Consider the following 13,071-nt stretch of genomic DNA (forward strand, 5'->3'; position numbering starts at 1 on the left):
GGATCATGCTAGTGATAATTTCAATCACAATCTGGGCAAGTTAACAGACGCAAAACGGCAACCACAAAGCCATACAAAGAGCAAGGTAATGATTTTTATGATTAAAAAATTAGATAGGTGAATTTAGGCCAATCGGCAAGTTTTACTTGTTAGCACAAAAAGCCAACAATAGGTTCACAAAGACGGCACACAAGCCAGTGAAACACGCCAACAAGAGCAAATTCAACGAGATTAAAAACTGGCTGGTAACGAATTTTTAGTGATAGTCATTACTCACAGGCAGGGACTAGTGAGATCCACTAGGCACAGGCGAAAACACAGCAGATAGCCAAGAAGACAGATAAACAAAAACCGCTAAACCAGCATTTTTATAAGCTACTGATTTAACGGTTTTAAGTGATTTTTAGCATCAGATAGCAACCGGATAAGCCGTCACTATATTAGTTAACACCTGATCGCGGCTAATAGTTAATCTTGAGCTTAGGCCAACCACAACTCCACGTCACGTATGATGAAGTTGCCGCTATACACAGGGTGGCGCTCACCTATGGGCTCAAGCTCGAAATAGCGTCTATGCTCCTCGGGCAAGCCCTCGTAGCCGCAGATCACCTGATACAGCCAGCTCTCGGTATCCCAGCTGAGCGACTTGGCCTGATGATAGTCCAGCGCCGATTGTCTCAGCCCAGAGTCGATCACGGCGCAGAAATACTCATCCACCGCCAGCTTGAGCGGATTGTCGGGAATATCGAAGTCTTCCGCCTCCACCAGGGCGAAGGGCACGTCATGATCGCGCATCACAAGATCGCGACCGGCGCGGCTAATGCTCTTGATCTGTGACACCATGGCCAGCAGCTCGACCTCCTGCGCCGTGTTGGTCACGTCCACCGCCGCCGGTGCCAAAATCGCCTCGGCGCGGTTAAACAGCGTCGGCAGCTGCTTGTGACTCACATGATCCGCCACCTCATAATCTGGATGCATATCCGTGTAGAGCAGCCAGCCCTTGAGCAGACGAGTACGCCCCTGGATCTGACGGAATCGTCCCAGCAGCTCCAGCAGACGTCCCTGCACCACACTGAGCTCCTGAGTACAGTCGCTCAGGGTCTCCTGCAAGCGGGTCACCAGCAGCTTACGCAGCTCGCGGATATCGCCGGCGATCTCACCCAGCTCGCTAAACTGGAACATCTCCAGTCCGTTGAGCAGCTCGGTCACCTGACTCTGGGCCAGCTCGTTTTCACGTATCTTGGCGTTGATGGTGCCCACATAGCCGAACTCGTTGTTGATACGGCTCCAGAGCACACGAATCGAGTATTTCAGCCCCTCGGTGAAGCTGTAGACCTGCTCGCTGAGATCCGCCAAATAAGCCTCGCTGGCGCTGTAATCGGCGGCCTGACGGGCCTCCTTGTAGTGGTCGGCAAGGGTCTTGATGGTGGCCAGGGATGAGCCCACATTGGCGTCGATCTGACGATTGCGCTCGTCGCTCAGCACCTCTTCCAACAAGGCGCGCACCGAGCGTTTCAGCCTCAGCCCCTGTTCGCCCTCGGGCTGCCACAGGATATCCGCCTTACGCAGCTTGTCGATGGCTCCGGCGCGCTCGCCCTCTTCGGTCACAGAGCCGGAGAGGTAGACATCCATGATGAGATCCGCATGGCGCCCCAGCTGCTTAAGTAGCGTGACCCCCGCCTGATGTAAGTTGCTACTCATATCAGATCAAGTCCCTCTGGGTTGCGGTTTCCGCCTGGGCCTCCAGGCTGAGCCCTTCGGTCTCATCGATGAAGCGGATCACCTCATAGAGGTAATCCAGCTTGCCGGTAGCGATATAGATCTGCTTCTCCTGGTTGGGACGCAGCAGATATCCCAGCTCCACCAGACGCTTAAACACTAGCTTGATCTGCGCATCCACCTGGGTAGAACTTGAGCCAAACAGGCGATAGTGGCTGATCTTCGCCAGCTGCTCGCGAAACGCCGGGGTGTCTTCGATGCGGGTCTGCAGCTCGTTGAGGCGCACCGCGGCTCCTTCGGACAGGGGCGCATCCTGGCCGCTGGCCTCCTGTACCAGCACCAACCACTCCACCAGAGGGATCAGCGCATGGCAGATGTCACGAAACTGACTGGAGATCACCTTACGCTCATCGTCACCCAGTTGCAGGTAACCGCAGAAGAACACCTCGCCCTCCCCGGCCGAGGCCAGGGTGCGATTGATCTGATTCAGGTATTGCTCGACATTATCACGAGTGGCCTGCGACTTGAGCGCGCGCCAGGCGTCTTCGTTGCTGGTACGGCAGATAAACTCGCCACGCAGCAAGGCTTCGATCAGGGCGCCCTGGCCCACGAGTACGGTTTGTGTGCTACTGCTCATTTACACAGCCTCCTTGGCAAAACGCTGGCTCAGCTTATCGGCAATGGGGTTAACTTGTGGCTTAACCACTTGTAATTTCTTGGTTTGCTTATTGATGATGTATCTGTTGGCAAACAGGTTAAGCACCTCAGATTCAGGGTTCGGGAAGGCGCCCAATACCGAGATGTTGTTGTTCTCACAGGCATCGAAGATCTTCTTCACGTTGCCGTGGTGCAGGGTGCCCAGCTCGTCGATCGGCCAGTGGATGGTGACATCGGCGCGGCCACGCAGCAAACGGGTAAAGGCCAGCAGGAACTTACACAAGATCAGATAGGCCATACCATGGCTCGAGGATTCGTTGAGCTGACGGTCGGTGCGGATCACCAGATCGCTGTTGCCCTCCTTGAGGCGCAGCTCGATCTCCAGCAGCTTGGCGATGCCACCGGTCAGGGCGGCTCGTCCGATAATATCCAGGGCGCGGCGCATGCTGCTGGTGTAGTGCTCGTCCGGCAAGTCGGCGAAGCCCTCAGCCTTCCACTGTTTAAACGCCTTGACGAACTCCTCCAGCTCGGGCCAGAACTCCAGCTCGCTGATGCGTGAACGGATACGCACCGCCGACTCGCTCACCCCGTCGAGGAACAGCTCTTCGCCCACCTCGCGGGTGATGCGGGCACTCTGGGAGGCGATGCGGCGGTCGATATCCGCCAGCACGTCGTAAAACGCCGTCAGATCGATACCGAAGTTACGCCCCTGCTCTCGCAGGCCCATGATCGCCTGAGGCACCATGACGTTGAGCAGCTGCTCCAGTTGCGGCACCAGCTTGCGATAATCCAGCAGACGAATGCCCTTGTCGTTGACGAAGCTCGACTCCTCGCGGGCGCGCTCCCAGGTCTCAGACAGACTGGAGCCAGACTTGCTGGCGATCACCGAGTCGAAGTGCTCGATATACTGCTTCACCGAGCCCATCAGCTGATCGCGGCGCAGCAGCAGCTCTTCGCCCTGACGCAGACGCTCGGTGAGGCCACCTTGCATCTCATCCTGGCTTGATGGCAGCTTAAGCTCCGCCAGCTTACGCATCACGGCGCGCAGCTTAGTCAGATTCTCCGAGGCCTCCACCTGGATGGCATCGGACTGCTTGCGCTCGCTATCATATTGCTGGCGCAGATGTTTAATCTCGTTTGCCTTGGTGGTGAGCTGTTGACTCAGCTCGGTTACCGCCATCTTGACCTTGCTCAGCTCGGTCTGCAGCTTAGGCTTGCGCGCGAGCCAAGTGTGTTGATACCAGTCGTCGAAACGCAGTACTTCGCTGCGGCGCTGCTCAGCCTTGCTGATGTTGCTCTCCAGCTCGCGGATCTCCTGCTTGAGCTTGACTATCTTGGCTTCGTCGACGCCGCGGGATTTCAGCTCATCCTTATACCACTGCTCGCAGGCCTTCTGCTCCGTCTTGGCCGCCTGACGGCGATCGTTAATGTTCTGCTTCACCTGGGAGAGCTGAGCATCCAAGGCGCCGACCACTTCCTGCCAGTAGGCTTTCTTCTCCATGCGCGCCTCGAGCGCCTGCTCGTTTTGCTCATCGATCCACTCTTGGTGCTGGGCCTTGAGCTGTTTCATCTCGCTGTCGAGACGGGCAAGACGCTTCTGCGAATCGGCCTTGCGGGCGCTGAGCGCCTGATTGATCTTCTCCTGCTCGGCGCGCTTCTCGTCAAACAGGCGGCGCAGATCGTCGCGGCTATTCTTGTAGGCCGTCTTGGCAAAGGTGAGTTCGCGGTTAAGCTTATCCAGCTCGGCGTTGATGGCCACCAGGGCCTCCTCCGCCTCCGCCTGCAGCTGCTTGGCACTGGCCAGCGCCTCCTCGGCCTCGCTGTAGCGGCCCCTGAGCTCCTGCTCCGAGGCGGCATATTCTGGAGTGGTCAGCGCCTTGAGATCCAGCTCTACGCCGCAGAAGCTGTCGCCGTCGGCCGACTTGGCGGGGTGCAGGTCGCTGCGATGTAACAGCTCTGGGTTGATCAGCTTGCCTATGCTCTCCTCCCAGCCGTCGACCTCCTTGCGCAGGTATTCGAGCAAGGTGTGGGATTGAGGGAAGAGCACCTGATGCAGCTCATCCAGCGCGCCCTGGCGCTCGATGACCCTTAGCCCCGCCTGTCTCAGGCTCTCGTTGGCCTGGTCCCGCTTGGCCCTGAGCTTGCGTTCCTCGCCTGCCAGGCGATCCACCATGGCGTTGCAGGCCTCCTGCTCCTCGTCGGCGCGGGAGATGCGCTCGTCAAACACCGCCAGGGTCAGCTTCTCTTCTTCGCTGTAGGTGACGCCGTTGACCTGAATCTGCAGCTCGGCCGCCGTCAGCTTGAGCTGGTATTCCTGCTCGTTGTGCTTGGCCCGGCCCGCCTCCATCTGCTCACGCCAGCTTTGCTCTAGGGCGGCCAGCTCCTCACGGCCCGCCTCCTGCTGCTTGTCTCTGGCTTCGCGATGTTTATCTTGTTCCTTATCTAGCTGCTCCAGCTCGCGGTTGAGGTTCTCGCCTATCTTGCTGCGACGGGCGTTGTAGGCCGCCTCGATATCCTGGTGCTTCTCGGTTTGCAGCTTATGACGCTCGGTCAGGTTCTCCAAGCTAGCGCGCCAGCTGGGCAGCAGCTCGAGATCCAGTTTGGCCTGCTCGATGTCGGCATCGAGAAAACCTGCGTGCTGATCTTCGATGATATCCAGCTCATGCTCTATCTTAGCGACATCGCCCTTGGCGGCAGAGAGATCCAGGTTGAGCTCGTCGCGCAGCTCCTTCCACTCATCGTCGAGCTGACGCAGCTTGTTGCCGAGATCTTTCGAGCGCTGCTGATTTAGCTCCTGACGCTCTATCTCCTGGGCCTCATCCTTGCCATAGCCGCGCTTCAGGCCAGCCAGGCGCTGCTCCGCGCTAAGCAACTGGTTAAACTCCTGCTCCAACTTGTCAAATTCGGGGCGGATCTGCTCGAAGCCCTGGATCAGCTGGCTCTCGCGGATCCAAGACTCGACCCGTTGCGGGTTGAGGCGTGAGCTCGGCGGGTTAACCCCGTCTTCTTCCAAGATGGCGGCGATCATCGACTTGATGGTCTCCATCTTGCCCTCTTTGGAATGTACCGCCTTGGCCAGCTTCTCTATATGACGCAGCGTATGTTCGTGCTGACACAGGGAGAACTGGCGGGCGTAGGCCCTCAGCTCGCTGCGGTTGCTGCCCGTGCTCAGCAGGGTGCGATCGTTTTGGATGATGGCGCGATATTCGCGGGTGTTCAGCAGGTTGGTCACCGCCACACCGGCGCGTTTCATCTCACGGCCCAGCTCGGCCATGTTGTGGCAGAGAATCGACTCCCCCTGCTGTGACTTCACATAGTCTTCCAGCTCGAAGCCCTTGCCGATGAAACGATAGTTGACGCCCTTGCCATCACCGGCAGAGGCCAGCACAGCCTGGGTCAGCAGGCCGTCGTCGCGGCGATACTCGTAGATGATGTAGCTGGAATCGTGGGGCAGATACCAACGCTCGAAGCTGTCACGGGTCGAGGGCACCACGCGGCTGGGGTATTCGCCGTAAAACACGGGCACCAGACGCTGCAAGGTGGTCTTGCCCGAGGCGTTGGTACCACAAATGTTGGTGTGTCCATCGAGGGCGAGTTCCACAACGCCGGGGAGGTGCGTATTGATCAGCACGATACGATTTAAGCTTGGCATCTCTTTCCTTATCCAAACGAGCTTGTCGGCCGCCCAGCGGGGCGAGCAGCAAAGGGGAATAGCAAAACAATCCCACTAAAGTAAAACAAAGCTATCGGCTTGGCAATCTGGCCCGGGACTTGGGTGGGATAGTCGTTTAAAAAGCGTGCGTAACGCCCTATTTCAGGCGGTTTTCACGGCAGGAATGTGGAAGACTGCAAGCATAAAGCTAGCGAGCGATGTTCAGGCTAGGCCGTGGCGAATGCCAATGGCTAAATGCTTAGAACAGAAAATTGAGAGCCGGGAGCTGGGAACAGGAAATTGAGAGCTGGGGCCACAATTCAGGCGTCGGGAGCAGAAATAGAAAGGGCCGACTAATGTCGACCCTAACTTAGATTTTTAATTCAGTATTTCAATTCAGCATTTCAACTCTGCTATTACCACAGATTAGTCGGCTTGCTGATAGCCTATGCGGCGCGCCTCGTAGCGGGCCACCATCTCATCCATGCTCTGGGCTTCCAGTGGACGCAGGCCGCTAAGCACCAGCGTCTTCTCGCCGGTACCCACTAGCTTATCGCCGCAGTGCAGCTCAAACTTGAGGGTCACGTCGCCGCGCTTACCGTCGATGGCCAGATTCTGCTCCACCAGGTTGAGTGCGATGCTGTCAAAGTCTAAGGTATGGAGATCGAACGACATGCTCTCGTAGATCACCAGAGGACGGGCCGGGTTGATCATCATGCCGTGCTGCTTCATCAGCGGCACCAACACATGGGTAAAGTTGAGCCCGGAGAAGGCCACATAGCTGCGCACGAAAGATTCTGTCTGCACCTCACACAGGGTCGACTCGCCGCTGCGGCTCACGCTCAGGTACTGCTTATCCTTGTCATCCAGGATGGCGAAGCTGTCGCCTACCACATCGGGAAACACCAGGTTGACGCCGCTACCGACCATGCCCTCGAATCGAAATGTCATCTTCTGGCTCAGCCCATATTGTCCCAGCACCAGGGCGAACAGCAGATCTCCGGGAACGCAAAACTTCTTGGCATCGACATCGTGGATGGGGTTAAAGTCCTGTGCGACACCCTTGGCGAATTCACTCGCCTGCTGGGCTGACACAGAGACTAGTTGCTGTGCTTTATTAAAATAAGGACTTAGAAACATATCGGCTCGTCAATCAGGGTTATGTTAAAGATGAGATAAAACATTCGTTATAAATTTAAGGAGGCACAGTCTATAGCAAAACCCGCGAAACACTTCTCCGATGACTTGACGACCCCAAGGTTTTGCTACAAACCTAGGCCGAAATATCCGCTATTGCCCTGCTGCAACGCACCTATCCCACTGACTCGCTATGACTTAAGCCCATGCAGTTTATCGCTCTAACTAGGTCTTCAACCATGCCTCAAGCTGTGCCTCAAACCAGAGGCAAGACTGCTGATTTTCCCAAAGAATCCTCTAAAGCTGCAAAAAAGATAAATTTTTTAAAATTAACAATGTCAGTCAATGTCAAGGTAATAACCCCAGAGAAAAACACCTCAAGCCATTGTTATAAAACACCTTTAAGTTAAAACCGCTCTGCACAACTTGGGTGCAAATCCCTTTACCTTGACTTTACATTTGTTGATCTTAATCAAAAAACTTAATGATAATAGTTTGCATTACGATACCTAATTGATAGAATCGCCAGCAATTAAATAACCCTGACAAAACAACTGGGAAGAGAAATGATGAAGAAAACGCTAATTGCCGCAGCACTGGTCAGCGCATTCGCTAGCCAAGCCGCTATCGCCTCTGATGAGACTCAAGAACTGCGTAAAGTGATCGAACAGCAACAAAAAGTGCTGAAAGATCTTGAGAAGCGTCTGGAGCAAACTGAGCAGCGTGTAGAGAAGACAGCCGACGCCGTTGAAGAAAGCAGCTCAGCCAAGAGCGCGACAACTATCGGCGGTTACGGTGAACTTCACTACAACAACATCACCGACAACAAATCAGGTAAAGACAAGAAAGAGTTCGACTTCCACCGTTTCGTGCTGTTCTTCGGCCACGAGTTCACCGAAAAGACACGTTTCTTCTCTGAGCTGGAAGTTGAGCACTCTATCTCTGGCGAAGGCCAAAACGGTGAAGTCGAGCTAGAGCAGGCTTACATCGAACACGATTTCAACGACATGCTGACTGCTAAGGCGGGTCTGTTCCTGATGCCAGTGGGTATCATCAACGAAACTCACGAGCCACCAGCATTCTACGGCGTTGAGCGTAACCCAGTTGAGAAAAACATCCTGCCTGCCACTTGGTGGGAAGCGGGTGCCAACCTGAACATCAAGGCAGCCCCAGGCCTGGCCTTCGACGCAGCGGTCACCTCTGGCCTGAACGTTGGCGACGACTACAAGATCCGTGGCGGTCGTCAGAAGGTTTCTGAAGCGAAAGCCGAAGATCTGGCTTACACTGCGCGCGTTAAATACACCGCCGTTCCAGGTCTAGAGCTGGCTGCAACTGTGCAGTACCAATCTGATCTGACTCAAGGCCGTGGCGATGTTGATACCGCATCTGCAACCCTGATGACAGCACACGCTATCTACACCATCGAAAACTTCACCATCAAGGCACTATACGCTCAGTGGGATATCGACGGAAAAGAAGCCGAAGCACTTGGCCGTGACAAGCAGAAAGGTTACTACATCGAGCCTTCATACCGCTTCAACGAAAGCTTCGGTGTGTTCGCACGTTACAATGCCTACGACAACGAAGCCGGTAACGGTGTTGACTCAGAGATCACCCAGACTAACGTCGGTGTGAACTACTGGTTGCATGAAAACGTTGTCTTCAAAGCCGACTACGAAAAAGTTGGCGGCGCGAAAGATGCCGACGGTTTCAACCTAGGCGTTGGCTACCAGTTCTAAGCCATTAGCCCCTATCGCAGTGCTCAATGCTCCCTTTGAGCACTGCCTATGGCTAAGGTACTTCCCGAGGTGCCTTAGCCATAGTAAATGGAATCAGTGAAAACAACGGATTATCCCATAGGCCTCATCCACTCTTGCTACCGGGTCAATCGATGAAAGCTCTCTCTGTTAAGCTCCTACTTGCCTCACTCTTCACCGCCTTCTGCGTGCAGGCCGCCAGCGTCTATCAAAGTAACGAAGACTTTATCAGCCAGGCCTTTGCCGCTCCTATGCCCAAGGCCAAGGTCTACTGGTTAGAAGATGGCGACAAGCAGGCGATCGAGGAGATCCTTGCCCACAAATTCAATAAGATGCGCCTGCGCTACTGGCAACAACAAGGCGAGACCGTCTGGATCCTCGAAGAGATAGGCAAGGAATCCCCCATCACGGTCGGCATCCATGTCAAAGACAAGGCCATAGTGCAGACCAAGGTGCTGGTCTATCGTGAGAGCCGCGGCGACGAGGTGCGTCACGAATTCTTCACCGACCAGTTTAAGCAGGCCAGGCTCACCGAAGATCACCAGCTGGATCGCAAGATAGACGGCATCACAGGCGCCACCCTGTCGGTACGTGCCCTCACCAAGCTGTCACGCATCGCCCTCTACCTAGACGACAAGGTCAATCACTAAGCTCCCATCGAGCTGCTTAGTTGGTGTTATCCCTATGGCTGTTATATGATGGCCAGCGAGCAGGCGAGTCCTGCTCTTTTCGCATCCAACAGGCTGTCAGCGCCGGGCATCCATGAGTCTGCTTGCGGCCGCCCGCCAGATAAATAGTCAGAATAAAGAACGCCATAGATGACAAATAAGCCCCGCCATCCCCATCGTAAACCCCTGTGGCAGAAACTCGCCAAGATCTTCCGTCCTTGGCACAGACGCCTAGGGATCGCCAGCGCACTCCTGGTGGTCATGGTTGCCGTCAGCGGCGTCTTGATCAACCACAGCAACGACTTCAAGCTAGATACCGCCCACGTGCATCAGGGCTGGCTGCTGGATCACTATGGCATCAAGGCCCCGGGCCAGGTCGCCATCTATGCCAGCGAGCCGCTACTGGCCAGTAGTGACAACCTGCTCTGGCTCAGGGACACGCCAGTCCTGGAGGCCCAGGGGCCGCTGCTTGGCGCCCTCGCCTATGGCGAGCACTATGTGGCTATCGACGCCCAGCACCTCTACCTGCTGGATCAACAAGGTGCCCTGCTGGAGCAGCAGAGCCGCGCCACCGGGCTGCCCCAAGACCTGCGCGCCCTGGCGCTGCTACCCACGGGTGACGCTGTGCAGCTCTGGCTAAATACGGCGTCCGGCAGTTATCTTAGCGATAGCGATCTCATCGAGTGGCAAGAAGCGAAGCCTCTGCTGGCGCTTGACTGGCAAACCCCGCTTGCGGACGCCAAGAGTGAGGCGATTAGTAAAGAGTTGTCGCTCAAGGCCCGCGCCATGCACCTCAGTTGGGAGCGCGTGCTGCTAGACCTGCACAGCGGCCGTATCGTCGGCCTGCCCGGCTCGCTGATGATGGACCTGGTGGCGCTCTGTCTCATCTTCATGGCGATCTCCGGCCTCTATCTTTGGCAGCAGGGCAAGCCCCGCAAGCGCAAGGCATAAAGCAACACAAGGTATAAGGCAGTAGATAGGATAAGGCGACTAACGCCAGTCCTTAAAAAACAAGCCGCCTCTTGCAAATAAAAAAGCTCACCTAAGGTGAGCTTTTTTATTGAGGCGCTATGTCGTAGGCGGCCTTAACCGCCCATCAGCTTCTGCCACCAAGAGAGCGGCTCGCCGCAATTCTTGGCCGGATGATAGCTCTCAGCCAGTGCCGGCACGGCCACCACGTTGCCGCAGTTACCCTGTTTGGCGACACCCGTCTTGGCATCGAAATAGCCAGACACCACGCCATTGACCGGCGTGCGTCTCAGGCTGATAGGCGCACGCTGCTTGAGGAAGGCCTGGTAGACGGCCATGGCGCCGCTGCTACCATAGAGGCTGGTCTTGCCGTTATCGTCCAGCCCCACCCAGACGGCAGCCACGTTACGCTCGTCGAACCCGGCAAACCAGGAGTCGCGTGAATCGTTACTGGTGCCCGTCTTACCCGCCAGGGTCACGCCCGGGAAGGCCTGTCCCAGCTTAGTTGCCGTGCCCGACTGCACCACCTGAGTCATGGCGTGTTGCACCAGGAAATCGCTGGCCACAGATATAGCCTGATCCGCGCCGCGCTGACTGGCCGACAGCGGCTGATTGTCGGCATCCAGCACATGGGTCACCGCACTCAGCTGGCGGTAGCGGCCATTGTCAGCCAGGGTCTGGTACACCTGCGCTACCATCAGCGGTGAGCCATTGACGGCCCCCAGCAACATGGACGGATACTCTGGGATGGTCTCGTCCCAGCCCGACTTGGCCAGGGTGGTCGCCACCGCGTCTGTACCTATCGCCATGCCGAGGTTCACCGTCGGCACGTTCATCGACTTCTTAAAGGCGGTCATCAGCGGCACCTCGCCGGAGAACTGCTTGTTGACGTTCTGCGGCGACCAGGTCTTGCCCTGGGAGTTGGTAAGGGTGATCGGCTCATCCTTCAGCGGCGTCGCCAAGGTGTACTTGTCACCGTCGGTCAGCGCCGTAGCATAGACAAAGGGCTTGATAAGCGAGCCGATAGGACGGCGGATCTCCACCGCGCGGTTAAAGCCCTGATAGCTTGGCACCTTGTCGCCCACCATGGCGGCGATACCCGCCGAATACTTGTCGGTGACCACCATGCCCACCTGCAGCGCCTTGTCACGCTGCTCCAGGTTTTTCATGGTCGAGCGCACCGCCTGCTCCGCCGCCTCCTGGGCCAGGGGATCTAAGGTGGTGTAGACCTTGATGCCCGACTGCTGGAGCAGGCTATCACCGAATCGACGCGACAGCTCACCGCGCACCACGGCGAAGAAGGCTGGCAGTTTCTGATGCACAGGCTTGCTCGCCTTACGCACCCCAAGGGGGGATTCGACCGCCGCCTTGTATTGTGCCACCGGCAGCTGGCCCGACTCCATCAAGAGGCGCAGCACCAGATCCCGACGCTCCTGAGCCCGCTCGGGGAAACGCCAAGGGTTGTAGTAGGAAGGCCCCTTGATCGCCGCCACCAGAAAAGCCTGCTGCGGCAGAGTCAGCTCGGCGATCGGTCTGCCGAAATAGAACTGAGACGCCAGCCCCATGCCGTGCACGGCGCGGGACTTGTCCTGGCCCATGTAGACCTCGTTGAGGTAGGCCTCGAGGATCTCATCCTTGTCGTAGCGAAAATCGATAATGATCGCCATCAGGGCTTCCCTGAGCTTACGTATGATAGAGCGCTCGCTGGAGAGGAAGAAGTTTTTCGCCAGCTGCTGGGTCAGGGTCGAGCCGCCTTGCACCGTGCGCCCGGCACTGATGTTGACCATGGCGGCGCGTATGATGGCAAAGGGATTCACACCGTGATGTTCATAGAAGCTCCTGTCTTCCACCAGGATCAGCGCATCGACGATCGCCTTGGGGATCTTGTCTGTGGCCACGAACAGCCTGTCTTCGCCATCGCCGGTGATCATACGATCCAGCAGCACGGGCTCCAGGTGGAACACCGCCAGCTCGCGATGGTCGCTGCTGCGGGCCACCGAGGCAACGCCCTGGCTGTCGAAGCTGATCATCACCCGCTGGGCTTCCTGGGATCCCTGAGGATGGAGGAAGGGACGGCGCCAGAGATCCACCTTGGTCCTGGAGGCGGAAAACTCGCCCACCTGACGGGGATTGGCCACCTTGCGATAACCCAGCAGCTTAAGCTCGGCGATCAGCTGATCGTGGCTCACAGCCGCGCCGGGATAGAGGGCCATGGAACGGCTAAATACCTGCGCCGGCAGGTGCCACTTCTGCCCCTCAAACTTGCGGGCGATGATCTGATCCAGATAGATACTGTAGATGGTCATGGCAGCAAACAGGATCAGGCCGAGCTTCCAGCTCAAAGACCAGATCCTACGGCCCCAACCCGGCCTCGCTGTCGCGGTACTCTTGCTCGCCGACTTACGCTTAGGCGTTTGGCTATTGCCCGCCTTGCTATCGCCCTTCCTGCTATTACTGGGCTTGCGCGGTCTGCGTGGTGTTGGCGTCTCTTTATTCGTCATCGTGTTTCCAG

Annotated in this window: 8 protein-coding genes; 3 read left to right on the top strand and 5 right to left on the bottom strand. The window is 56.8% G+C overall.

The annotated features are described in order from the left end of the window. Positions 1-480: 480 nt before the first annotated feature. From K0H80_RS15975 to K0H80_RS15990, 4 genes are all read right to left on the bottom strand, one after another. Positions 481-1,701: a hypothetical protein gene (locus K0H80_RS15975; protein ID WP_011866912.1), complete on the bottom strand. Its 1,221-nt coding sequence runs from the start codon at positions 1,699-1,701 to the stop codon at positions 481-483. A 1-nt stretch (position 1,702) separates the two neighbouring features. Further along, the gene (locus K0H80_RS15980; RefSeq protein ID WP_011866913.1) at positions 1,703-2,356 is read right to left on the bottom strand and encodes a condensin complex protein MksE; all 654 of its coding nucleotides are present in this window, start codon (positions 2,354-2,356) and stop codon (positions 1,703-1,705) included. After that, complete coding sequence (locus K0H80_RS15985; RefSeq protein ID WP_220072231.1) at positions 2,357-6,028, bottom strand: ATP-binding protein; 3,672 nt, start codon at positions 6,026-6,028, stop codon at positions 2,357-2,359. Positions 6,029-6,454: 426 nt separating this feature from the next. Further along, positions 6,455-7,168 carry a DUF3581 domain-containing protein gene (locus K0H80_RS15990; protein ID WP_220072232.1) on the bottom strand — a complete coding sequence of 238 codons (714 nt, stop codon included), beginning with the start codon at positions 7,166-7,168 and terminating at the stop codon, positions 6,455-6,457. A 566-nt stretch (positions 7,169-7,734) separates the two neighbouring features. Between K0H80_RS15990 and K0H80_RS15995 the strand changes: the two genes are divergently transcribed. The 3 genes from K0H80_RS15995 to K0H80_RS16005 all read left to right on the top strand — a co-directional run bounded on the left by K0H80_RS15995 (position 7,735) and on the right by K0H80_RS16005 (position 10,541). Continuing rightward, positions 7,735-8,904: a porin gene (locus K0H80_RS15995; protein ID WP_041406713.1), complete on the top strand. Its 1,170-nt coding sequence runs from the start codon at positions 7,735-7,737 to the stop codon at positions 8,902-8,904. Between the two features lie 152 nt (positions 8,905-9,056). After that, a complete protein-coding gene (locus tag K0H80_RS16000) occupies positions 9,057-9,572 on the top strand; it encodes an FMN-binding protein (protein WP_220072233.1) in 516 nt (171 codons plus the stop codon). A 168-nt stretch (positions 9,573-9,740) separates the two neighbouring features. Further along, on the top strand, positions 9,741-10,541 hold the full coding sequence (locus K0H80_RS16005) for a PepSY-associated TM helix domain-containing protein (protein WP_220072234.1): 801 nt from the start codon (positions 9,741-9,743) through the stop codon (positions 10,539-10,541). Between the two features lie 134 nt (positions 10,542-10,675). On the opposite strand, the gene mrcB is transcribed toward K0H80_RS16005, so the two are convergent. Then, positions 10,676-13,060 (bottom strand): penicillin-binding protein 1B, encoded by a 2,385-nt coding sequence (gene mrcB, locus K0H80_RS16010; protein WP_220072235.1) that lies wholly within the window; start codon positions 13,058-13,060, stop codon positions 10,676-10,678. Between the last annotated feature and the right edge of the window lie 11 nt (positions 13,061-13,071).

Source organism: Shewanella aegiceratis, from assembly GCF_019457495.1.
GTDB classification, from domain to species: Bacteria; Pseudomonadota; Gammaproteobacteria; order Enterobacterales; family Shewanellaceae; genus Shewanella; species Shewanella loihica.